The 22,618-nt window shown below is 51.0% G+C and carries 20 protein-coding genes and 1 pseudogene; 15 read left to right on the top strand and 6 right to left on the bottom strand.

What is annotated here, in order from left to right:
- Window positions 1-2 precede the first annotated feature (2 nt).
- Entirely contained in the window at window positions 3-3,053 is a 3,051-nt protein-coding gene (fdnG, locus tag SK34_RS00590; RefSeq protein ID WP_016150294.1) for a formate dehydrogenase-N subunit alpha, read from the bottom strand.
- Window positions 3,054-3,228: 175 nt separating this feature from the next.
- Here fdnG and SK34_RS24590 point away from each other — a divergent pair.
- The 6 genes and pseudogenes from SK34_RS24590 to SK34_RS00565 form a co-directional block, all read left to right on the top strand.
- Window positions 3,229-3,404 (top strand): annotated as a pseudogene (locus SK34_RS24590) (DUF4113 domain-containing protein); the annotation flags it as partial.
- A gap of 175 nt (window positions 3,405-3,579) precedes the next feature.
- A complete protein-coding gene (gene rclC, locus SK34_RS00585; RefSeq protein ID WP_032932627.1) occupies window positions 3,580-4,179 on the top strand; it encodes a reactive chlorine resistance membrane protein RclC in 600 nt (199 codons plus the stop codon).
- 34 nt (window positions 4,180-4,213) lie between these two features.
- On the top strand, window positions 4,214-4,672 hold the full coding sequence (locus SK34_RS00580) for a DUF302 domain-containing protein (protein ID WP_008322331.1): 459 nt from the start codon (window positions 4,214-4,216) through the stop codon (window positions 4,670-4,672).
- A gap of 121 nt (window positions 4,673-4,793) precedes the next feature.
- Window positions 4,794-5,069 carry a metal/formaldehyde-sensitive transcriptional repressor gene (locus SK34_RS00575; RefSeq protein ID WP_003020296.1) on the top strand — a complete coding sequence of 92 codons (276 nt, stop codon included), beginning with the start codon at window positions 4,794-4,796 and terminating at the stop codon, window positions 5,067-5,069.
- Between the two features lie 32 nt (window positions 5,070-5,101).
- On the top strand, window positions 5,102-6,220 hold the full coding sequence (locus tag SK34_RS00570) for an S-(hydroxymethyl)glutathione dehydrogenase/class III alcohol dehydrogenase (RefSeq protein ID WP_003020293.1): 1,119 nt from the start codon (window positions 5,102-5,104) through the stop codon (window positions 6,218-6,220).
- 169 nt (window positions 6,221-6,389) lie between these two features.
- Window positions 6,390-8,078, top strand: coding sequence for a methyl-accepting chemotaxis protein (locus tag SK34_RS00565; RefSeq protein WP_044710829.1), 1,689 nt, complete (start codon window positions 6,390-6,392; stop codon window positions 8,076-8,078).
- A 40-nt stretch (window positions 8,079-8,118) separates the two neighbouring features.
- Here the strand turns inward: SK34_RS00565 and pcaQ are convergent, their stop codons facing one another.
- Window positions 8,119-9,042: a pca operon transcription factor PcaQ gene (pcaQ, locus tag SK34_RS00560; protein ID WP_003020288.1), complete on the bottom strand. Its 924-nt coding sequence runs from the start codon at window positions 9,040-9,042 to the stop codon at window positions 8,119-8,121.
- Between the two features lie 231 nt (window positions 9,043-9,273).
- Here pcaQ and SK34_RS00555 point away from each other — a divergent pair, with 231 nt between their 5' ends.
- The 4 genes from SK34_RS00555 to SK34_RS00540 all read left to right on the top strand — a co-directional run bounded on the left by SK34_RS00555 (window position 9,274) and on the right by SK34_RS00540 (window position 13,881).
- Entirely contained in the window at window positions 9,274-10,176 is a 903-nt protein-coding gene (locus tag SK34_RS00555; protein ID WP_003020285.1) for a manganese-dependent inorganic pyrophosphatase, read from the top strand.
- 120 nt (window positions 10,177-10,296) lie between these two features.
- A complete protein-coding gene (hglS, locus tag SK34_RS00550) occupies window positions 10,297-11,640 on the top strand; it encodes a 2-oxoadipate dioxygenase/decarboxylase HglS (protein WP_003020282.1) in 1,344 nt (447 codons plus the stop codon).
- A gap of 193 nt (window positions 11,641-11,833) precedes the next feature.
- Window positions 11,834-13,489, top strand: a complete 1,656-nt coding sequence (locus SK34_RS00545) for a glucan biosynthesis protein D (RefSeq protein WP_003836107.1) — start codon at window positions 11,834-11,836, stop codon at window positions 13,487-13,489.
- A 167-nt stretch (window positions 13,490-13,656) separates the two neighbouring features.
- The gene (locus SK34_RS00540) at window positions 13,657-13,881 is read left to right on the top strand and encodes an HP1242/YdcH family protein (protein WP_003020276.1); all 225 of its coding nucleotides are present in this window, start codon (window positions 13,657-13,659) and stop codon (window positions 13,879-13,881) included.
- 66 nt (window positions 13,882-13,947) lie between these two features.
- Here SK34_RS00540 and alr read toward each other — a convergent pair whose 3' ends face one another.
- Window positions 13,948-15,174: an alanine racemase gene (alr, locus tag SK34_RS00535; protein ID WP_003020268.1), complete on the bottom strand. Its 1,227-nt coding sequence runs from the start codon at window positions 15,172-15,174 to the stop codon at window positions 13,948-13,950.
- Window positions 15,175-15,392: 218 nt separating this feature from the next.
- Between alr and rimL the strand changes: the two genes are divergently transcribed.
- Window positions 15,393-15,938, top strand: a complete 546-nt coding sequence (gene rimL, locus SK34_RS00530; protein ID WP_032935674.1) for a 50S ribosomal protein L7/L12-serine acetyltransferase — start codon at window positions 15,393-15,395, stop codon at window positions 15,936-15,938.
- On the opposite strand, the gene ydcK is transcribed toward rimL, so the two are convergent.
- A complete protein-coding gene (ydcK, locus tag SK34_RS00525) occupies window positions 15,930-16,910 on the bottom strand; it encodes a YdcK family protein (protein ID WP_048232096.1) in 981 nt (326 codons plus the stop codon). The two genes, rimL and ydcK, sit on opposite strands and share 9 nt — an antisense overlap.
- Before the next feature lie 113 nt (window positions 16,911-17,023).
- Here ydcK and tehA point away from each other — a divergent pair, with 113 nt between their 5' ends.
- From tehA to SK34_RS00510, 3 genes are all read left to right on the top strand, one after another.
- A complete protein-coding gene (gene tehA / locus SK34_RS00520; protein ID WP_003020259.1) occupies window positions 17,024-18,025 on the top strand; it encodes a dicarboxylate transporter/tellurite-resistance protein TehA in 1,002 nt (333 codons plus the stop codon).
- The gene (tehB, locus tag SK34_RS00515; protein ID WP_003836119.1) at window positions 18,025-18,621 is read left to right on the top strand and encodes a tellurite resistance methyltransferase TehB; all 597 of its coding nucleotides are present in this window, start codon (window positions 18,025-18,027) and stop codon (window positions 18,619-18,621) included. Before tehA ends, tehB begins: the two co-directional genes overlap by 1 nt.
- Window positions 18,622-18,789: 168 nt before the next feature.
- Window positions 18,790-19,461 (top strand): DUF3313 domain-containing protein, encoded by a 672-nt coding sequence (locus SK34_RS00510; protein WP_003020253.1) that lies wholly within the window; start codon window positions 18,790-18,792, stop codon window positions 19,459-19,461.
- Window positions 19,462-19,498: 37 nt separating this feature from the next.
- Here SK34_RS00510 and SK34_RS00505 read toward each other — a convergent pair whose 3' ends face one another.
- On the bottom strand, window positions 19,499-20,407 hold the full coding sequence (locus SK34_RS00505) for a DMT family transporter (protein ID WP_048232094.1): 909 nt from the start codon (window positions 20,405-20,407) through the stop codon (window positions 19,499-19,501).
- A gap of 185 nt (window positions 20,408-20,592) precedes the next feature.
- Here SK34_RS00505 and SK34_RS00500 point away from each other — a divergent pair, with 185 nt between their 5' ends.
- Window positions 20,593-21,462: an AraC family transcriptional regulator gene (locus SK34_RS00500; RefSeq protein ID WP_003836123.1), complete on the top strand. Its 870-nt coding sequence runs from the start codon at window positions 20,593-20,595 to the stop codon at window positions 21,460-21,462.
- Here SK34_RS00500 and SK34_RS00495 read toward each other — a convergent pair.
- The gene (locus tag SK34_RS00495) at window positions 21,445-22,611 is read right to left on the bottom strand and encodes a benzoate/H(+) symporter BenE family transporter (RefSeq protein WP_003020244.1); all 1,167 of its coding nucleotides are present in this window, start codon (window positions 22,609-22,611) and stop codon (window positions 21,445-21,447) included. The genes SK34_RS00500 and SK34_RS00495 overlap by 18 nt on opposite strands.
- Window positions 22,612-22,618 lie beyond the last annotated feature (7 nt).

The raw sequence follows: 22,618 nt of genomic DNA, 5'->3' as shown, positions 1-22,618 counted from the left end.
CCTTACGCTCGCTCGATGTTGACCAGAAACGCTTTATACTCCGGTGTTTGCGAGTTCGCGTCACCCACCGATGGCGTTAACGTATTGGCGAGGAACCCTTTGCGTGTGGCGCCTTCAAAGCCCCAGTGACAAGGGATACCGATAGTATCGACCTGCTTACCATCGATCGTCAGCGTTTGCAGACGTTTGGTGACCACCGCCTTCGCTTTGATAAAGCCGCGTTTCGACATCACTTTCACCGTATCACCTGCCGCAATGCCTTTTTTGCTCGCCAGCGCCTCACCGATTTCGATGAATTGATCGGGTTGAGCAATGGCGTTGAGCAGCGCATGTTTGGTCCAGTGGCGGAACAGTTCGGTAATGGAGTAAGTTGTGGCGACGTACGGGAAGGCATCCGCTTTACCCATATTGGCGATATCGTCATGGTAGATACGCGCAACCGGGCTGGATACAACATCCGGGTGCAGCGGGTTGGTACCAATAGGCGACTCAATGGGTTCGTAATGTTCCGGGAATGGCCCGTCGTTCATTTTGTCGATGGAGAACAGACGCGCTACGCCTTCCGGATTCATGATAAACGGACCAACGTTGCTGCCCGGTGCGGCCTGGCCGTAGTCGGCTACGTCCATACCGGCCCATTTTTTGCCATTCCAATGCAGCAGGGTTCGTTTGGGATCCCACGGTTTTCCTGATGGATCGGCCGAAGCGCGATTGTAGAGAATACGGCGGTTGGCAGGCCATGACCACGCCCAGCCCGGTGTGCAGCCCAGACCATACGGATCGCTGTTGTCGCGATTGGCCATCTGGTTGCCTTGTTCTGTCCAGCTTCCGCAGTAGACCCAGCAGAAACTGCTGGTCGAGCCGTCATCGCGCAACTGTGCAAAGCTGCTGAGCTGCTGGCCTTTTTTGGCTATAAGCTGGCCTTTGTCATCATAAAGGTCTTCAAGCGCCTGGCCATTTGCTTCACGCGCAATCTCTTCTGGGTGTGGGTCGTATGGATCTTTATAATTCCAGGCAATATTCAACAAGGGTTGCGGATTCGCTCCACCTTCCTGTTGATACAACTCGCGCAGCCGCATAAACAGGCGACCGAGGATCTTCCCGTCATGTAAGGCTTCACCTGGTGGTTCTGCCGCAGCCCAGTGCCACTGCAACCAACGCCCGGAGTTAGCGATTGAACCATTTTCTTCAGCAAAACAGGAAGAGGGCAGACGGAAAACTTCGGTCTGAATATCTGCCGGGTTTACATCGTTCATCTCGCCATGATTTTGCCAAAAATTGGACGACTCAGTGACCAGCGGATCGATAACCACCATATATTTCAGTTTTGAAAGCGCGCGAGTTGATTTGTTTTTATCTGGAAACGCCGCCAGCGGATTGAAGCCCTGAACGATGTAACCATTAATCTTCCCTTCGAGCATCAATTCAGCCTGGGTCATTACGTCATACAGGCGATCCCATTTAGGTAGCCAGTCGTAGCCCCAGTTATTTTCCACTGTTGCATTGTCGCCCCAGAAACTTTTCATCATGCTAACAAAGAACTTCGGCGTATTTTGCCAGTAATTGACCTCATTCACGCCTAGCGCAGGCGGCGTGATTTGCGAAATATAGGTCTGGTAGTCTGGCTGTTTTTCCGACGGCAGCGGCATATAGCCCGGCAGGTTCGTCGACAACAAGCCAAGATCGGTATAGCCCTGAATATTGGAGTGGCCACGTAAGGCGTTAACGCCACCGCCCGCCATGCCTATATTGCCCAGTAGCAACTGGAGCATAGCGGCGGCGCGGATAATCTGTGCCCCGGCGGAGTGGTGTGTCCAACCCAACGCATACAGAATAGTAGCGGTGCGGTCAGGCACGCTGGTGCTGGCGAGAATTTCGCAGATACGATTGAAATCTGCCACTGAGGTCCCACACAACCGGTTAACCATTTCTGGCGTATAGCGGTCGACGTGGGCTTTCAGCAAATTCCACACGCAGCGTGGATGAGACAATGTTTCATCACGCAGGGCATTACCCTGTTCGTCAAGCTGATAGAACCAGCTCGATTTATCGTACTGGCGTTTTTTGTCGTCATAGCCGCTGAACAAGCCGTCGTCGAACTGATAGTCATCGCGGATAATCAGGCTGGCGTTGGTGTAATGGCGCACATAGTCGTGCTGCACTTGGTTGTTTTCCAGCAGATAACGGATTACACCGAGCAGGAATGCGGTGTCGGAACCCGCGCGTATTGGCGCATACAGATCGGCGACGGCGGCGCTACGGTTAAAACGCGGGTCGACTACCACCACGGTGGCGTCGTTTTTAGTTTGCGCTTCGACTACCCATTTAAAGCCTACCGGATGTGCCTCAGCGGCATTACCGCCCATAATAAGCACTACGTTGGCATTTTTAATATCGACCCAGTTGTTGGTCATCGCACCACGTCCAAACGTTGGTGCAAGAGCAGCAACGGTGGGGCCATGACATAACCGTGCTTGACAGTCGATAGCGACCATACCTAGTCCGCGAGCAAATTTACCGTCGAGGATCCCGGTTTCATTACTTGCCGCTGAGGAGCATAGCATGCCCGTGGTGGACCATCGGTTGACGGTAACGCCCTGGGCATTTTTCTCAATAAAGTTGGCATCGCGGTCATCTTTCATAAGTCGGGCAATACGATTAATCGCATCATCCCAGCTAATACGCTGCCATTTATCCGAACCCGGTGCGCGATATTCGGGATACTGCAGACGGGTTTCACTATGAATATAATCCAGCACGCCAGCGCCTTTAGGGCACAACGATCCACGGCTCACCGGATGATCCGGATCGCCCTCAATATGGTAGATACTTTCTTTGACGTTTTTGGCTGTATCGCCAAGGCTGTACATCAGCATGCCGCAGCCTACTGAGCAGTACGTACAGTTATTACGTGTCTCTTTTGCTTTTAAGAGTTTGTATTGACGGGTTTCCGCGTGAACGGAAAAAGATGATAAGAATCCGAGAGATGCAACAGTTGTTCCTGCCATACCGCCCGCGCAGATTCGAAAGAACTGCCTCCGGCTGAGCTCCATTTTTTTCTCCAGCTTAAACTTAAGACATGAAAAAGTATGGTTATTGTAAGGTTAAATTGTTTTATAAACCATTAACTTTTAGTGGTTATTGACGTGGGAGCATATTAATGCTGTAAGCCTGGGGTATGGATTGGTAAAAATTGATCATGTCAGGTTGGTTGCCGATACGTACGGTGAACTGAATCTTTTTGACGACAACCTAACGCTGTGGCGTAACAGCGATAAACTGATGGAGGTATCTGGGAAAAGGGTAAAGGAACGCTCTGCTTTGCCGGACAAGGGATACAGCAACCGTGGGCGATGAAGAGAGACATGCTTTCACCACGTTATACAATCAGTTGCTGCAAGTAGTTTGATAGCCAAACCGAAAACAAGGAGTTCATTCCACTCAACCGAACTTATCCATAGTCTATATTTTGACCTTTACAGACGATCAAACAAAAATTATAGATTCCTGAACATATAGGCATATAAATAACAAGGTTATAAAGGTCGTGATTTCTACAACACAGGACCTCTGGATATGATGGATAAACTATACCAATATGTTTCAACGAAAGAAAACGTGGGAATAAATCTTTGTCGCATTTCTATTGCCATTGTATTTATGTGGATAGGATTGTTGAAGTTCATTCCCTATGAAGCAGATAGCATCGTTCCTTTTGTAGCTAATAGCCCATTTATGTCTTTCTTTTATAACGATCCGAGTAATTATACTCAGTTCATGAACCATGAAGGCGAATTAATAGAGGCTAACCGCGCATGGCATCATGCGAATAATACTTATGGGTACTCTACCGGACTTGGTGTTGTTGAAGTCATTTTCTCATTATTGATTCTTGCTCATTATGTATCACCAAAAATCGGTTTTTGGGGGGCGACACTTGCCTTCTTAACTCCTTTTGTCACTCTGACATTCCTGATATTTACACCAGAAACATGGGTAAGTGGCCAGGATTCTCACACCGGGTTTCCCTATCTTTCTGGCGCCGGGCGACTGGTCTTAAAAGACACGATAATGATGGCTGCGGGTCTTATTGCGATGGTGCATTCTGCCAAATGTATCCTTGCACAGAATCAGCACGAGAGAGATTATACCGGCAAAGTATCCGCTGGTCTTAGATAGCTTTCCAGACTATCGTTAAATTAAGGATGTTGTGATGCTTCGGTCTCTAAAAAATATATTTATTACAGCTGCACTGTATCTGCTTATGACGGTAACCAGTCATGCTGCCAACACCGGGAATACTATGATCAAAACGTATAGTACTTATAATTACCAGCAGACCAGAGAGCATCTCATTGCTGCCATTGAGAGTAATAATCTTGTTTTTTTTGGAGAATTTGATCATGCGAAAGAGGCTAAAAATGCTGGACTAACCATGTTACCCACAACCGTCATTATTTTTGGCAATCCTAAAGGTGGCACATCATTAATGCAGGCATATCCTGATATGGCGCTCGATCTTCCCTTTAGAGTATTGATTCGGGAAGAGTCGGATGGACGTGTAGTCGTTGGATATCATCCGGTTGAGATATTACAGACTTATGGACCAGATACTGCGGCAATTCAACCCTTAAAAAATCTGGAAAAATTAGTTCAGAAAGCCATTCAGTGACCTGGCGACCAGGGCTCATCTGACGAGGCCTGGTCGTCACCCTCTCATTAAATAGATGTTAGTTTTTTACAATTACATAAAAATTCTGATAGTATACCCCCCTATAGTATATGGAGGGCGTATGCCGCATTCACCCGAAGATAAAAAACGCATTCTCACTCGTGTACGCCGTATTCGCGGTCAGGTTGATGCGCTTGAGCGCGCACTGGAATCTGGCGAACCATGCCTGTCGATCCTGCAACAAATTGCCGCCGTACGCGGCGCATCCAATGGTCTGATGGGCGAAATGGTTGAGATCCACCTGAAAGATGAACTGGTCAGTGGGGAGACAACACCAGACCAGCGAGCTGTGCGCATGGCTGAGATCGGCCATCTTCTGCGTGCTTATCTAAAATAACACCATCACCTTGCAATAATGGGAAGAGACAAATGAAATCACGTGCAGCAGTTGCATTTGGCCCCGGCCAACCGTTAAAAATTGTTGAAATCGACGTCGCACCACCAAAGAAAGGTGAAGTGCTGGTTAAAATTACCCACACCGGCGTGTGCCATACTGACGCTTTTACGCTCTCAGGCGACGATCCGGAAGGCGTGTTCCCGGCGGTACTGGGCCATGAAGGCGGCGGCATTGTGGTTGAAGTGGGGGAAGGCGTCACCAGCCTGAAACCGGGCGATCATGTGATCCCGCTGTACACCGCAGAGTGCGGCGAGTGCAAGTTCTGTAAATCGGGTAAAACTAACTTGTGTCAGGCCGTGCGGGCGACACAGGGCAAAGGTCTGATGCCTGATGGCACAACGCGCTTCTCGTATAACGGCGAGCCGATTTATCACTATATGGGCACCAGTACCTTCAGCGAATATACCGTTTGCGCAGAGATCTCGCTGGCGAAGGTTAACCCGCAGGCTCCGCTGGATAAAGTGTGTCTGCTGGGATGTGGCGTGACCACCGGTATCGGAGCGGTCCATAACACCGCGAAAGTGAAGGAAGGCGATACCGTAGCCGTATTTGGTCTGGGCGGTATTGGCCTGGCGGTGATTCAGGGCGCAGTGCAGGCAAAAGCCGGGCGTATTCTGGCTGTTGATACCAATCCGGAGAAATTCAAATTGGCTGGTGAAATGGGCGCGACCGATTTCATCAACCCAAACGATTACGATAAGCCGGTGCAGGACGTGATTGTTGAGCTCACCGACGGTGGCGTGGACTTTAGCTTTGAGTGTATCGGCAACGTTAACGTGATGCGTGCGGCGCTGGAGTGTTGCCATAAAGGGTGGGGCGAAAGCATCATCATTGGGGTGGCGGGTGCCGGTCAGGAGATCAAAACACGTCCGTTCCAGTTAGTAACCGGTCGCGTGTGGCGCGGTTCCGCGTTTGGCGGCGTAAAAGGGCGCACTCAGTTGCCGGGTATGGTCGAAGAAGCAATGAGCGGAAAAATTCAGTTAGATCCGTTTATTACGCATCGCCTGCCACTGGAGCAGATTAACGAAGCGTTCGATTTAATGCATCAGGGTAAATCCATCCGTACTGTTATCCATTTTGGTGATAACTGATTCATTGGCCAGCGGATTTCACCGCTGGCACTTTCCTGAATTTTTTAGAATTATGTTGTGAAAGTGTGACGAATCCGGCGCTTTTCACGGTAAGTAAACTTCCCGGATTGCCGATGACTATCTAACGGGCGTGTTTTCACGCATAAACCCTACAAGAGAGTCGACGGTCATGGACAACACTACATCGATGCAAGCCCTGCATAAACTGGGCTTTCTGCATCAAATCCGGCTGGTTCCGCTGTTTTCCTCCATTCTCGGTGGCATCCTTCTGCTATTCGCCTTAAGTTCCGGGCTGGCAGGTTATTTTCTTATGCAGGCCGATCGCGATCAGCGCGATGTAACCGATGAGATTCAGGTCCGGATGGGGTTATCTAACAGCTCTAACCACTTACGCACCGCGCGCATCAACATGATCCATGCTGGTGCGGCGAGCCGTATTGCTGAAATGGATGACATGAAGGCCAATATTGCCGAGGCAGAAAAACGTATTAAGCAATCGCAGGACGGTTTCAATACTTATATGGCTCGTGCGGTGAAAACTACTGCTGGAGAGGCGTTAGACGCTGAACTGAGCGCCAATTTCAAAGCCTATATCGATGGCTTACAGCCTATGCTCAAGTACGCTAAAAACGGCATGTTCGAGGCGATCATCAACCATGAAAATGAACAGGCCAGACCGCTGGACTCTGCTTACAACAAAGTATTGTTAAAGGCGATCGATATTCGTACCGCCAGGGCGAATCAGTTAAGCGAACAGGCGCACCAACGTACACAGCTTGGCATGGCCTTTATGCTGGGGGCATTCGTTCTTGCGCTGGCACTGACCGTGATGACGTTTATTGTTCTGCGCCGTACCGTTATTCATCCTCTGTTACGTGCGGCCCAGCGCATTGAGCAAATTTCAGAAGGGGACCTGACAATGCCAGAGGAACCCACCGGGCGCAGCGAAATTGGGCGCCTGAGCCGTCATCTGCAGACAATGCAACGGTCGCTGGCGAAAACAGTGGGCACGGTACGTCAGGGCGCGGAAGAAATCTACCGCGGTACCAGTGAGATTTCGGCGGGTAATACCGATCTGTCTTCACGTACCGAACAACAGGCCGCGGCGATTGAACAAACGGCGGCCAGCATGGAAGAGCTGACGGCTACGGTGAAGCAAAACGCCGACAACGCGCATCATGCGAGTACGCTGGCGGAAGATGCGTCCGGCAAGGCCAGCCGGGGCGGTCAGATGGTCTCTGGTGTGGTGAAAACCATGGGCAATATCTCAACCAGCTCGAAGAAAATCTCTGAAATTACCGCCGTTATTAACAGCATTGCCTTCCAGACCAATATCCTGGCGCTGAACGCGGCGGTTGAGGCGGCGCGGGCAGGAGAGCAGGGGCGTGGGTTTGCAGTGGTGGCTAGTGAGGTCCGTACGCTGGCAAGCCGCAGCGCTCAGGCGGCAAAAGAGATTGAAGGATTGATCAGCGAATCTGTCCGACTGATTGACCAGGGTTCCGGAGAAGTCGTCGCAGCGGGCAATACGATGACGGATATTGTCGATGCGGTAAAACGCGTGACCGACATTATGTTGGAAATTGCGGCGGCCTCTGATGAACAAAGCCGGGGCATCGTCCAGGTAAGCCAGGCGATTTCAGAGATGGATAAGGTCACACAGCAAAACGCCTCATTGGTTGAAGAAGCATCGGCTGCTGCGGCCTCTCTTGAAGAGCAGGCCGCACGCTTAACGGAAGCCGTCGGAACATTCCGTTTAACCGGGACAAGCGCAATTAAACGCGTTCCGGTAACTACTACGCCGGGTCATTCACATCCGCAGGCGGCAACGGCCAGCGGCGATAATTGGGAAACGTTTTAATCATCAATAAAGGGACCATCTGGTCCCTTTATTTTTGGCATCAAAATGGTACGGTTTTGCGTATTGCGGCGATAAGGATCTGCGCGGCCTGAGAGAGTTGCACATCGACACGAGTAAGAATCCCGATGGGTTCACCCGCCCCGTGGGTAGGTATCGGCAACGACACCAGCGTCGCCTGGCGTAAATCCTCTCTAACCGCACCTGAAGGGACAAACCATACATAGTCGTAATCAACCGTCAGTTGGCGGGAGAGCGATGCTGAAAGTGTTTCAATGCAGCCTGGCGGCATTTTACAACCCTGACTTTGCAACAATGCTTCTGCGTGCTGGCGAGGCGCGGTTCCTTTTGGCGAAACCACCACCGGCCACTCCATTACCCGACTTAATGTGATGGTTTCCTGCAACAACGGGTGGTTAGGGCGCACGACCAGTTTAAGTGATTCCAGAAACAACAATTCATAATTCAGACCGACCATCAATTCCGGATCGGCCATGCGACCAATGCCAAGGTCGATTTCCCCGGATTTTAAACCTGCCAGAATCATCGGATTGCTCATGGTGGCGACTTGTAGCGTGGTCTCCATTTGCTGCTTGTGGAAAGGACCAATTACCGCAGGCAGAATGCCCAGTGCCGCGGTGGGTAAGGCCCCAATCCGTACGACATCAGTCTGCGATTCTTCGCGCTGATTTAACGCTTGTCCGGCAGTGTTGAGCGCATCCAGCACTCTTACCGCGTGGGTAAGAAACTGCTCTCCTGGCAGCGTTAACTGCGCGCCAAGGCGGCCACGCTCAAAGAGCCGGGTCCCGGTCAGTTGCTCCAGTTCATTTAGCGTTTTGGAGAGAGCCGGTTGACTCAGGTTAAGGGTCTCAGCCGCGCGCCCCAACGTTCCCTGCTGTGCAACGGCGACAAAAGTATGAAGGTGGCGCAAGCGAATGCGCTGATTGAACAGAACATTTTTTTCCATAAGCGATGTTAAAAACAGAGCCGTATCGGTGACAAGTAAAGTTGTTTGTTTTTGATAACCTGATAGCAAAATATTATTAACATTTATCATGTTTTACTTACAACTGATTTATTTTGCTTATGTTTTGTACAGCGTTGCTGGGTGGTGGGATCTTGGAAGGGAGTATGTTCAGTCGTTATACTTTGGTTATTGTTTACTTTTGAACGATTTCTCTTCACAAGGCACTGATGAATGATACATGTAATAGGGCACCTTAATCCCGATAGCGATGCCATCTGCACCGCCGCAATGACGGCTCGTTGGCTTAGTTTACGTGGCCAGCAGGCGACGGCATGGCGTTTGGGCGAGCCTAACCGCGAAACGCAGTTTATCTTTGAGCATGCGGGGCTGACGATGCCTGAACGGTTGACGTTTGAACTGACCGATCGTGATGTCTGGCTGGTCGATTTCACCGAGCCTGCCCAGGGGCCGGAATCGTTGACAGAAAGTAACGTGGTGGGAATTATCGATCATCACCGACTTGGTGGGTTAGTCACCCGTCTGCCACCGGAAGTGTGGGTGAAGCCCGTCGGCAGTAGCGCAACCCTGCTGTGGCAACTGATGACGGAAGATGAACGCAACCAGTTATCTTCCGCTGAGGCTATTTTACTGCTCGGCGCTGTATTGAGTGACACTGTCACGCTTCGTTCACCAACGACCACCACTGACGATCGCCTGGCGGTTGATGCGCTGGCCCAAAAAACCGGAGTGGATCTTGACGCTTTCAGTCGCGACCTGCTGTCAGCCAAAACAAGCGTGGAAGGGATGAGCGCCCGCGAACTTTTGCAGAAAGACATTAAAACCTTCACCATCCATGGACATTCAGTCTGTGTAGCGCAGCTTGAACTGTATGCGCTGCAACAGGTGGATGCGGTGCTGGACGATCTCCGTCAGGAAATGGCGCGCTATGCAGAGGAAAAGAATGCTGCGTTGGTCGTGCTGATGCTCACCGACATCAATCTGGGTGACACCAGCCTGTGGTTTGCTGGAGCAGAACTTTCAGACATCCCGCAACCCTGCAAGGTCGAAGGTATGCTTAGCCGTAAAAAACAGATGCTCCCCTGGCTGGAAAGTCATTTGAAACCCCGTCAGTAGGTACTGTTCATCGTTTATATGGGTGGGAAGTTTACGCGGGGTCACACTTTGTAAATTCTTCCCACCGGAGTCAGCGGTGTTTTCTACACTCCAGGTAATATTCACTGGAGGCATGACATTATGGCGAACACCATCACGGCAGATGAGATTCGGGAACAATTTTCGCAGGCAATGTCAGCAATGTACCAGCAGGAAGTCCCGCAATACGGCACGTTGCTGGAACTTGTCGCTGATGTGAATCTGGCGGTACTGGAAAATAATCCGACGCTGCATGAAAAACTGGCGAATGCGGATGAACTGGCCCGGCTAAACGTTGAGCGCCATGGCGCTATTCGAGTGGGGACCGCGCAGGAGCTTTCTACGCTGCGCCGAATGTTTGCCGTTATGGGCATGTATCCGGTGAGTTATTACGATCTCTCCCAGGCAGGCGTCCCCGTACATTCCACAGCCTTTCGTCCCATCGACGATGCCTCGCTATCGCGCAACCCGTTTCGGGTATTCACCTCGTTATTACGTCTCGAACTAATCGAAAACGCCGCGCTGCGGCAAAAAGCCGCTGAGATCCTCGCGAAACGCGATATTTTCACTCGCCGTTGTCACGAGCTGCTGGATGAATTTGATGCGCAGGGTAGTTTTACATCTGAACAGGCGCAAGAGTTTGTGCATGAAGCGCTGGAAACATTCCGCTGGCATCAGCACGCCACGGTCGATGAAGAGACCTATCACGCATTGCATAACGAACACCGGCTGATTGCTGATGTAGTGTGTTTCCCCGGTTGCCATATCAACCACCTGACGCCGCGTACGCTGGATATCGACCGGGTGCAGTCGATGATGCCGGAATGCGGCATTGAACCGAAAATACTGATTGAAGGGCCGCCACGCCGCGAGGTGCCCATTTTATTACGTCAGACGAGTTTCAAAGCGCTGGAAGAACCGGTGTTGTTTGCCGGTGAAATGCGCGGCACTCACACGGCACGTTTCGGTGAAATCGAACAGCGCGGTGTGGCCCTGACGCCGAAAGGCAGAGCGTTATACGACGAATTGCTGAATAAAGCGGGAACGGGGAAAGACAATCTGACGCACCAGTTACATCTTCAGGAGGTGTTCAAGGCGTTCCCGGACAGTGAGTTTCTGCTACGCCAGCAGGGACTCGCCTGGTTTCGTTATCGGCTGACGCCATCAGGCGAAGCGCATCGCCAGGCAATCCGTCCGGATGACGACCCGCAACCGCTCATTGAGCGAGGGTGGCTGGTTGCGCAACCCATCACCTACGAAGATTTTTTACCGGTGAGCGCCGCAGGGATTTTCCAGTCCAATCTGGGGAATGAAACGCAGGCTCGCAGCCACGGGAATTCCAGCCGCGACGCGTTTGAACAGGCGCTGGGTTGCGCGGTTTATGATGAGTTTGCGCTGTATCAGGAAGCGCAGGAGCGAAGTAAACGTCGGTGTGGTTTACTTTAATGGAATTTACATGGGATTCAGTCTGTTCCCATCGACATAAAATATTTTCGATTTTGTACAGATAATCGGCGACCAACAATTGGATTATTAATGAATTTTGTCTAGAGTGAGCGGTCAGAAATGTGCACTCTCTTGCCGCTGATTTTGACCGGCGCGGGACCATTTACACGACCAGAAGGACTCACTTTCAGGCATGAATCGCAGACGATTTATTAAAGGTTCAATGGCAATGGCCGCCGTGTGCGGAACCAGTGGTATTGCATCACTCTTTTCCCGCGCCGCCTTTGCGGCAGAGTCTGACATTGCAGACGGAAAAACCGTACGTTTTGATTTTTCCGTTCTGCAATCGATGGCCCATGACTTAGCACAGAAACCCTGGGGCGGCGCACCGCGCGCGTTACCGGACACGCTGGCGAAACTGACGCCGCAGGCCTATAACAGCATTCAATATGACGCAGAGCAGTCTCTGTGGAACAACGTTGAAAATCGTCAGCTTGATGCGCAGTTCTTCCACGTGGGAATGGGTTTTCGTCGCCGTGTACGCATGTTCTCGGTTGATGGCAGTACGCATATGGCGCGTGAAATTCACTTCCGTCCGGAACTGTTTAAATATAACGATGCGGGCGTGGATACCAAACAGCTGGAAGGGCAGACTGACCTCGGATTCGCCGGGTTCCGTGTTTTTAAAGCGCCAGAACTGGCCCGCCGCGATGTCGTTTCTTTCCTGGGTGCCAGCTATTTCCGCGCCGTGGATGACACCTATCAGTACGGTTTATCGGCCCGCGGTCTGGCGGTAGATACCTACACCGACAGCAAAGAAGAATTTCCTGATTTCACCTCTTTCTGGTTCGAGACGGTTAAACCGGGCGCAACCTCCTTTACCGTGTATGCACTTCTCGACAGCCCAAGCGTAACCGGTGCATTCAAGTTCGTGATCCACTGCGAGAAAACGCAGGTGATTATGGATGTGCAAAACCACATCTATGCGCGCAAAGACATCAAGCAGCTCGGCATTGCGCCGATGACCAGCATGTTCAGCTGCGGCAACAATGAGCGTCGGATGTGCGACACTATTCACCCGCAAATTCATGACTCCGATCGTCTGGCGATGTGGCGGGGCAATGGCGAGTGGATCTGCCGCCCGCTGAATAACCCGCAAAAGCTGCAGTTCAACGCCTATACCGATAACAACCCGAAAGGGTTTGGCTTGCTGCAACTCGATCGCGACTTCTCCCATTACCAGGACATCATGGGCTGGTATAACAAGCGTCCAAGCCTGTGGGTCGAACCGCGAAACCAGTGGGGCAAGGGGACCATCGGCCTGATGGAGATCCCGACGACCGGCGAAACGCTGGATAACGTTGTCTGCTTCTGGCAGCCTGAGAAGAAGATCAAAGCCGGCGATGAGCTGGAATTCAAATATCGCCTGTACTGGAGCGCTCAGCCGCCGGTGCGTTCACCGCTGGCTCGCGTGATGGCGACCCGGACAGGCATGGGCGGTTTTCCGGAAGGATGGGCGCCGGGCGAGCACTACCCGGAAAAATGGGCGCGCCGTTTTGCCGTTGATTTTGTTGGTGGCGATCTAAAAGCTGCTGCGCCGAAAGGCATTGAACCGGTGATTACGCTCTCAAGCGGTGAAGCGAAACAGATTGAGATCCTCTACGTGGAGCCAATCGACGGTTATCGCATACAGTTTGACTGGTATCCGACCTCTGACTCAACCGATCCGGTAGATATGCGTATGTTCCTGCGTTGTCAGGGTGACGCCATCAGCGAAACCTGGCTGTATCAGTACTTCCCACCAGCGCCGGATAAACGTCAGTACGTTGACGACCGCGAGATGCGTTAATCACTCTCTTTACGGCTCTCCTGATGGGGAGCCGTATCTGCATTCATCCTCATAACGACTCTGTACACTATTTACTCGATCCTGTTCGCATTTTTCTGTATGGCAAATGGGTACTCTGTGAGTGTGTATTTCTTATACACGTTCTTGTCCACTAACAGGGAGAAAGTATGTTTCCAGAATACAGAGACCTTATTTCCCGACTGAAATCCGAGAACCCTCGCTTTCTGTCCTTATTCGAAAAACACAACAGCCTTGATCATGAGATCTCCAGACTGGAAGGTTCGGATGGTCGGGGGTATAGCTTGGACATTGTGCGTCTTAAGAAACAGAAACTCCACCTGAAGGAAGATTTGCTCAAAATTTTGCAAAGAGAGAGTGTCAGTGAGAGCTAAGTAGAATGGCGCTTGCTGTGTAAAAGGGCTTCCAGCGAGAAAAGGAAGCCCTTCCTGTTTTAGGTGTTAATCGACCATCACGCGTTTGTTCGTCGCCCCCCAGAGGATCGACATTTCAGTGAACAGTGCGCCGCTAATTTCTTCGACTTCTTCTGCGCTAACCTGCGCATTTCCCTGTTTACCGAACAGCACCACTTCATCGCCAGATGCAACCTGCGGTAAATCGGTTACATCGACGATCACGGTATTCATGGATGTTTTACCCAGTACCGGAACCCGCTGGCCGCGGATCAGCACGTGTCCCGCGTTACTGAATACACGGCGATAACCATCGGCATAACCTGTCGGGATATTGGCCAGAACGGAATCACGTTTAAGGGTATAGGTTCTGTCATATCCGACGGTGTTTCCTTTGGGGTAATGGTTTACCGACGCGATGGCGGATTTAAATGTCATGACGCGTTTGTATTCGGTGCTGGCGATGGTATCGCCATAAAAAATACCGCCAACACGAACCATGTCGAGCCAGGATTCTGGAACGGTCAGGGTGGCGAACGTATTCGCGACATGCAGGGTGACATCTTCGCGCTTAAGCCCGGTAATTTTCAGTACCTGGGCCGATTGCGTGTTGAAACGGGCCAGATCGCGTCTAACCACCGCAGCATCTTCTTCCGGGAAATGCGACATGATGCCAACAATTTTCAGGCCGGGTAATGCGGAAATGGCGCGGGCTTCTTCCAGACCTGCAGCGGTACTGACTTCCAGACCGTTACGCGACATACCGCCAGAGTTCAGTGCCAGATGAATACGAATGATTTTACCTTTCTCCTGAGCAATGGCACTCAGACGCTTAGCCATATCCAGATTACCGATCAGCTCTTCGGTATCGAAGTCCGCTGCCTGGCGCATCTCTTTTTCCGTCGCGTTGCGAACGCGCATGAGCTGTGATGTATAGCCTGACTGGCGAACGGTTCTAATCTCCTCATTGCTGGCGATGCCAATACATTGCACGCCGTTTTGCATCATCACCGGTGTTACCAGTGAGAGATCGTGGCCATACGCGTCTCCTTTAAGAATGGCGCACATCCGGGTTTTATCTGCCAGCAGTTGCTGAACTTTATGAATGTTATATTCCAGTGCGCTACGGGAAATTTCCAGCGTGGTATTATCCACGACCTGTTGCTGATTGACTGCAAAGGGAACGGGGCCTGCTTGAGTGGAGGAAACGGGTTGGTGACAGGCGGTAATCAGTAAAAGCGGAATAAGTGCTAAACGACCCAAAGGTGCTGCCATGCTTGCTCCTTAGCAATAAAGTGAAAGTGTTATTGTCATCATTACGGTCTATCCATGAGGGGATACCCGGATCACCAGAGTAACGGGTTCCACGCCAGAGATTCTTTCTAAGTGATTGCTGTTACAGCATAAAAATAAGACTTCCCCGACTCTAAACAGAGTAATATCGGCTACTGCCAGTCAGAAATGCCCCGTTTACGATTGCAAAGGAGATAAACATGTCAGAAATAATAATCGTTAGTGACGCGCTGGAACTGCGTGCCGTCGAAGAACAACACGTCCCCCCTCTGCATCAGTTGGTGCTTAAAAATAAAGTCTGGCTCCAGCAGTCGCTGAACTGGCCGCAGTTTGTGACTTCTGTGGAGGACACCCGCAAGAATGTGCAGGGCAATATGATGTTGCACCAGCGCGGCTACGCCAAAATGTTCCTTATTTTCGAACAAGGGGAGGTGGCTGGCGTTATCTCGTTTAACCAGATAGAACCGCTGAACAGAGCCGCTTATATAGGTTATTGGCTGGACGAAGATCACCAGGGCAAAGGTATTCTGTCTCAGGCGCTACAGGCATTGATTCAGCATTATGCGCAGCGCCAGGAGATTCGCCGCTTCGTGATTAAATGTCGTGTAGATAACGTCAAGAGCAACCAGGTGGCGTTGCGTAATGGCTTCCAACTGGAAGGATGCTTACGACAAGCGGAGTTCCTCAATGGCGATTACTATGATGTGAATCTCTATGCCCGCATCATTGATGACTCTTCAGAATAAACCGGCGATAGGGGTGCGCGTAATACGTTGTTCGCCGTTGATCACTTTTGGCCCGCGCAGATGGATCGCATCGCCATCAAAGGCTTCAACTTGGGCCTGACCGGTTATCTCAATATGATGCTCGATCAGCACTTCACCCAGAATACAGGCGTGGCCTTCAATCAGGATGTGCCCATCCAGCAGAATTGGGCCGCCGCGTAATTTTGCATGCCCCCCGACCAGCACATGGTGCTTCAGCACACAGTTACCTTCAACCTCCGCGTATTCCGCCACCTGCGAGCTATAGCGCAGGGTAGGAATGGCGTCTTCATCAGTTCCGGCGATGACACGCGCATGTCCATAGACTTTAGCGCAATCGCAGATCCAGACATTATTCTCTTCGTTACCTTCTACCCGTGCAAAATCAAAAACTTCAGCCCGATGTTCTATAAAGGCATAGTTGATAATTGCATCACCATAGATCTGCACCTGATGCACCACGCGTGAATTGCTGACTGTCGCCCGATCGTAAATTTGCAGGAGCTGGTCGTTTTCACGAGTAAGTCCTTTGGCGGCGATAATTTCAGAGTCACACACAACGCGCGCATCACCGCAGAGAAGGCACTCACCGCGAACAACAGAATCCCGAATGGTGACGTTGTCACGTATTTGCGCGTTATGGCTGATTTCTGCTCGGTCAATCCAGGCGGCATCACCAATCTGCGCGCCATCTCTGACCACGCTTGCCTGTGTAATACGGGCATTTCCGGATATCGTCGCGCCGGAAAACGCGAGCGCATTCTCATCGTAAATCCAGCAATCGCCACTTTGCGAAAGCACGCTTTCATCATCAATCCAGCCACCGAGCGTACCGGCTTTAACATCATTAAAATCAATGAGCGCAATTATCTGGCGTAGTAATACGCTCTTTTTATTGCCATTATCCTGGTAACTAAAGGCGCGAGGTTCATCGCCCAGACGATATTTGGTCATAGCTCATTTCCATGTTGCGCACCTTAGTTAAACGTAGCAAAGTTTTCCGTACTGGCTAAATTCGTGGAAATTCCATAAAATGCATTTCAAATATACTTTAAAAAATAAACAAAATGAGTAAGAGCAAGCAAAGTGAGCGAGTCCTCAATCTTCCGGCCGGTTATTTTGGCATGGTACTGGGCATCATCGGGATGGGGTTCGCGTGGCGATATGCCAGCCAGGTATGGCCTGTAAGCCACTGGATTGGCGACGGTTTAGTGATCCTTGCGATGGTCATCTGGGGATTGTTGACGCTGGCCTTTATTAGTCGTTTACTGCGTTTTCCTCATAGCGTACTGGCGGAAATTCGTCATCCGGTGATGAGCAGTTTTGTCAGTCTGTTTCCGGCTACAACGATGCTGGTCGCGATTGGTTTTGTCCCGTGGTATCGACCGCTGGCGATTGTGTTGTTCAGCATCGGCGTGGTGATACAGCTGGCGTATGCGGCCTGGCAAACGGCTGGATTATGGCGTGGCGAGCACCCGGAAGAGGCCACCACACCGGGTCTGTATCTGCCAACCGTTGCCAATAACTTTATCAGCGCCATGGCCTGTGGTGCGCTTGGCTTCAACGATGCCGGATTGGTGTTTTTGGGCGCAGGGGTATTTTCCTGGCTCAGTCTCGAGCCGGTTATTCTGCAGCGTTTACGAAGCTGCGGCGAGCTGCCGACGGTTTTACGGACTTCACTTGGTATACAACTGGCGCCTGCGCTGGTCGCCTGTAGCGCGTGGCTTAGTGTGAACGGTGGCGAGGGAGATACGTTAGCCAAAATGCTGTTCGGCTATGGTCTGCTGCAACTTCTGTTTATGCTACGCCTGATGCCGTGGTATTTGTCACAGCCGTTTAATGCGTCTTTCTGGAGCTTCTCGTTCGGCGTGTCGGCACTGGCGACTACGGGGCTGCATTTAGGGCACGGCAGCGAGTCAGGTTTTTTTCATACGCTGGCGATCCCGCTGTTTATTTTTACCAATTTTATCATTGCGCTATTACTGATACGTACGTTTGCATTGCTGATGCAGGGAAAACTGCTTATTCGCACCGAACGTGCTGCATTACTGAAATCTGAGGATAAATAATGATCCGTTGTGACGAAAACTACTTTACTGAGAAATATGATTTGACCCGCACGCATTCCGATGTCGTCGACGCGGCAAAAATTGTTGCCCCGGGCAAAACGTTAGATCTGGGCTGCGGGAATGGCCGTAACAGTCTGTACCTGGCGGCCAACGGTTATGACGTTACTGCATGGGACAAGAATCCGATGAGCATCGCCAATCTGGAACGCATTAAAAACGCGGAAGGGCTGACTAATCTGCACGCTGAGGTGGCGGATCTCAATGCGCTAAACTTTGACGGTGAATACGATTTTATTCTTTCTACCGTGGTGATGATGTTCCTGGACGCGAAAACCATCCCGGGCCTGATTGAAAATATGCAGCGCTGCACCAACCCAGGTGGGTATAACCTGATCGTCGCGGCAATGGATACCGATGATTTTCCGTGCACCGTTGGGTTCCCGTTTGCGTTTAAAACAGGGGAGTTACGCCGCTACTACACAGGTTGGGATCTGCTGAAATATAACGAAGACGTAGGTGAACTTCATCGTACGGATGAGCACGGCAACCGAATTAAACTACGCTTTGCAACAATGCTGGCGCGTAAAACGGTCTGACCTGCCCATTTGTGATAACTCTTTCTACGTTCAGCATTTTTTTCGTGCTGAATATTAAGAAAACGTTAAGATAAAATTGTGCGGGCCTTACCATTTTTAGTTCATCCAAAATGATTTCCTTTTGCTATTATTTCAGATGCATATCTGCAAATACTAAGGGATCGTTCCATGCGTGCTCAAACTTTATTTAAAGTTGCAGTGCTTACGGGTTTACTGGCGTTATCAGGCTGTGCTTCAAAAATTACGCAGCCTGATAAATATTCAGGTTTTTTAAAAGATTACTCCGGCCTGAAGGAAACAAAATCTGCAACCGGACAGCCGGTGCTGCGTTGGGTTGATCCCAACTTTAATGAGTCTAAATACGATAACATCGTTTATAACCCGATCACGTATTATCCGGTTCCTAAACCAACCACCCAGGTCGGTCAGCAGGTTCTTGATAAGCTGTTGAGCTATACCAATACCCAAATGAAAACTGCCCTGGCAAAACGTAAACCGCTGGTTACGACGCCAGGCTCGCGCAGTCTGATTTTCCGCGGGGCAATCACCGGTGTTGCTACCAGCAAAGAAGGGCTGCAGTTCTATGAAGTGGTCCCGGTTGCACTGCTCGTTGCGGGTACGCAAATGGCGACGGGGCACCGTACCATGGACACGCACCTCTTTTTCGAAGGTGAGTTGATTGATGCGGCAACCAATAAACCTGTCATTAAAGTTGTACGTCAGGGTGAAGGTAAAGACCTGAACAACGAAAGTACGCCGATGGCGTTCGAAACGTTGAAGAAAGTTGTTGATGACATGGCGACTGATGCTTCCATGTTTGACGTAAATAAAAAACAATAATAACGAAGAACGCACCATCCCTGGATGGTGCGTTTTTTTATGCCGCCCGGCGACGATATACGAGTTTACCCATCAGCGTTTCTGGTCGGGCAAACATCACCAGATTCCCCAGCAAAATCAATACTAATCCCACAATCGCATTAACCTGCCAGACATACCCTTCATACAACGTAGACAGCGTTAGCGCCACCAGTGGAAAAAGCAGTGTACTGTATGCCGCTTTACTGGGACCAATGCGTCCGACCAGCGTGAAATAGGCGCCGAAGGCGATTACCGAACCAAAAATAGCCAGATACAACAGCGCACTGAGATAACTGAAGGTCCACTGTGGCGTGAAGCTGTCGCCGCGCACCAGCGCAATGGTAGCAATCAACACGGTGCCGTACAGCATCGCCCAACTGTTGGTGGTCATCACCTCGAGACCTTTTTTCTGATGACGCAGACTTATCATATTGCCCAGTGAGAAACCAAAAGTGCCGAGGGCGCTTAAACTAATCCCCAGCAGCAGCGAGTGATTCAACCCGCTGTTGACCAAATCCTGCCAGAACAAGGTGACGATACCTGTCAGCCCCAGCCCGGCGGCAACATAAAAGCGTCCTGGTGGTTTTTGACCAAAAAACAGGTAGCTATTAACCGCATTGAACAGGACCGCCATCGAGAAAATGACGGATTCGAGACCAGTATTGATCCACGCAGCGGCAGTGTAAAAACACCAGAAGTTAAAGCAAAAAACGCATCCACCTTGTAACAGACAAAACAGATGATCGCGTCCGGAAAGCTTACGCAATTTCCCGCTGATCAGCAGGATGGCTATCATCACGGTGCTGGCGATGGCAAAGCGCCAGAAGATGGAAACTGGCGCCGCAACCGGGCCTTGTTGCAGGTAAATCGCAATCCATGTCGTTCCCCAAATCACCACCACCAGGCAGTACAACAGTCCGTTCATACAACTCTCTCTTTTTGGTCTTCAGGCGCACACTGTGCCACGTCGGGTAGCAGGGGGCTTTCATCGGCTTGCGGTGGACTTGCAAAATCTTGCGCTTTTTTTAGTGTAAAGGTGAAAAGGAAGCTGTTAACGATATGTAGCTGATATAGACTGAAAGCCTGCTAACTTATTTTGAATGTGATGGTATGTCTCAGCCCTACGGTGCCTTTGAAAACTTACGCAAACACAATGCCGTGCTGCACGAGTCGGTTGCGTTACATTCGGGGATCCAACTGGCTGCCTGGTCAAACAAGCGCGACACCATTACCCAGTATTGCGATCACCACACGCTCAGTTTATACATCGCGGATGGCTACGAGAGTTATCACAAAACGGCGGGAGGCTGGAAGAATGGCGGCGGACCGGATCGTTTTTGCCTGATGCCAAAAGAGAGTGAGTCCAGTTGGGATATTCGTGACGATCTTTCCTTTGTTCATCTCTATTGTACCGATGCTCACCTGCGCGAAGTGGGTGAAAAAGTCTGGGACAAAAGCCCCTATAGCTTCACGCTTGACGAGCATACTTTTGGTAGTGACCCGGGGATCACGGCGGTTTACCGTCAGTTTTTGCTTGGTAACGACTGGCTGCAACCCGCTAATCACCTCACGCTTAGCGCGGCATCTTCACTACTGTTAACGCATCTGATCCAGCATTACAGCAACGTTCAATGGCGGCTTCCCGTTGTCACCGGAGGGCTTGCACCTGCCACCTTGCGTAACGTGCTGGCCTATATTGAAGCACATCTGGCGTATCCCATAACGTTGAGCGATCTGGCTGGTGAAGCAGCGCTAAGCGAATTCCATTTTGCCAGAATGTTTCGCCAGTCGATGAATATGGCGCCGCATCAGTACGTCATGCAACGCCGTATGGCACTGGCGCAGCAACTGGTCTGTTATTCATCACGCAGCCTGTCGGATATTGCAATGGCCTGCGGATTTAGCTCGGCGAGTCATTTCAGTAACCGGTTTAAACAAGTGACAGGTAAAACACCAACGCAGCTACGCGCGGCGAAATAACGTCAACACTGCGTAGCAAATACCGCCGACAACCAGCCCCCAGAATGCAGACCCAATGCCAAATACCGTCAGACCACTGGCCGTAACCAGAAAAGTTACGATGGCCGCATCGCGTTCAGCTTCATTATGTAAGGCTTGATATAAACTACCGCTAATCGTGCCGAGTAATGCAAGACCAGCAAGCATCTGGATCCAGCTTACGGGCAGGGCTGCCATCAGTCCTGTAACCGAACCGCCAAACACCCCAGCCAGAAGATAGAAGACGCCTGCTGCCGCTGCGGCGAGCCAGCGCCGATTTGCATCCGGATGCGCTTCAGGACTTTGGCAAATTGCGGCGGTTATGGCGGCGATGCAGATGGAATAGACGCCAAAAGGTGAAAATAGCAGCGCCAGTAGACCCGTAAAAACAATCAGAGGGGAAACGGGTAACGAATATCCTGATGCTTTCATGGTCGCAATACCGGGGGCATTTTGCGAAGCCATAGTGACCAGAAATAACGGTAGTGCAATGCTGATACTGTGGGCTAATGAAAAGTGCGGGGTAATAAACGCTGGGATAACCGGTGACAGATTAACATCATTAGTGACAATGTCACCTTTCATCAAGGCGATGGCAATACCCACTAACATCGCAGCGATAACGGCATATCTTGGGGCAATAACTTTTAGCACCAACCATGCCACCAGCATACTACCGCACAAAATAAGCTCACTGTTCAGGCTATTAAATGCCTGCAAACCAAAACGCAGTAAGATCCCAGCCAACATGGCTGATGCCAGCGAGTGGGGAATGATTTTCATCAGGCGGGCAAACAGTCCGGTTACGCCGCACAGCACAATCAGCGCGTTAGCCACGATAAAAACGCCGATGGCATCCTGAATAGATACCCCGTGCAGGCCCGTCACCAGCAGCGCGGCACCGGGCGTTGACCATGCGGTAAGTACAGGAGCGCGATACCACAATGTCAGCACCAGCGTACTGACCCCCATTGCTAACCCCAGTGCGGTCATCCACCCTGCAATTTGCCCGGTAGTCGCACCTGCGGCGAGTGCCGCTTGCCAGATAATGGCCGCCGAACTGGCATAGCCAACCAGGACCGCCACAAAACCCGATAATACAGTGGGCAGGGGGATGGAGAATGCACGCATATTCACT

It is taken from the genome of Citrobacter sp. MGH104 (genome assembly GCF_001034485.1).
In the GTDB taxonomy this organism is placed as follows: Bacteria; Pseudomonadota; Gammaproteobacteria; order Enterobacterales; family Enterobacteriaceae; genus Citrobacter; species Citrobacter freundii.
Note: the sequence above shows the minus strand (reverse complement) of the source record. Positions and strands in the feature narration are given on the sequence as shown.

Coding starts and splice junctions, on each gene's coding strand:
- fdnG (WP_016150294.1), bottom strand. CDS start 3,053: ATGGAGCTCAGCCGGAGGCAGTTCTTTCGAATCTGCGCGGGCGGTATG.
- rclC (WP_032932627.1), top strand. CDS start 3,580: ATGGATAAACTATACCAATATGTTTCAACGAAAGAAAACGTGGGAATA.
- SK34_RS00580 (WP_008322331.1), top strand. CDS start 4,214: ATGCTTCGGTCTCTAAAAAATATATTTATTACAGCTGCACTGTATCTG.
- SK34_RS00575 (WP_003020296.1), top strand. CDS start 4,794: ATGCCGCATTCACCCGAAGATAAAAAACGCATTCTCACTCGTGTACGC.
- SK34_RS00570 (WP_003020293.1), top strand. CDS start 5,102: ATGAAATCACGTGCAGCAGTTGCATTTGGCCCCGGCCAACCGTTAAAA.
- SK34_RS00565 (WP_044710829.1), top strand. CDS start 6,390: ATGGACAACACTACATCGATGCAAGCCCTGCATAAACTGGGCTTTCTG.
- pcaQ (WP_003020288.1), bottom strand. CDS start 9,042: ATGGAAAAAAATGTTCTGTTCAATCAGCGCATTCGCTTGCGCCACCTT.
- SK34_RS00555 (WP_003020285.1), top strand. CDS start 9,274: ATGATACATGTAATAGGGCACCTTAATCCCGATAGCGATGCCATCTGC.
- hglS (WP_003020282.1), top strand. CDS start 10,297: ATGGCGAACACCATCACGGCAGATGAGATTCGGGAACAATTTTCGCAG.
- SK34_RS00545 (WP_003836107.1), top strand. CDS start 11,834: ATGAATCGCAGACGATTTATTAAAGGTTCAATGGCAATGGCCGCCGTG.
- SK34_RS00540 (WP_003020276.1), top strand. CDS start 13,657: ATGTTTCCAGAATACAGAGACCTTATTTCCCGACTGAAATCCGAGAAC.
- alr (WP_003020268.1), bottom strand. CDS start 15,174: ATGGCAGCACCTTTGGGTCGTTTAGCACTTATTCCGCTTTTACTGATT.
- rimL (WP_032935674.1), top strand. CDS start 15,393: ATGTCAGAAATAATAATCGTTAGTGACGCGCTGGAACTGCGTGCCGTC.
- ydcK (WP_048232096.1), bottom strand. CDS start 16,910: ATGACCAAATATCGTCTGGGCGATGAACCTCGCGCCTTTAGTTACCAG.
- tehA (WP_003020259.1), top strand. CDS start 17,024: ATGAGTAAGAGCAAGCAAAGTGAGCGAGTCCTCAATCTTCCGGCCGGT.
- tehB (WP_003836119.1), top strand. CDS start 18,025: ATGATCCGTTGTGACGAAAACTACTTTACTGAGAAATATGATTTGACC.
- SK34_RS00510 (WP_003020253.1), top strand. CDS start 18,790: ATGCGTGCTCAAACTTTATTTAAAGTTGCAGTGCTTACGGGTTTACTG.
- SK34_RS00505 (WP_048232094.1), bottom strand. CDS start 20,407: ATGAACGGACTGTTGTACTGCCTGGTGGTGGTGATTTGGGGAACGACA.
- SK34_RS00500 (WP_003836123.1), top strand. CDS start 20,593: ATGTCTCAGCCCTACGGTGCCTTTGAAAACTTACGCAAACACAATGCC.
- SK34_RS00495 (WP_003020244.1), bottom strand. CDS start 22,611: ATGCGTGCATTCTCCATCCCCCTGCCCACTGTATTATCGGGTTTTGTG.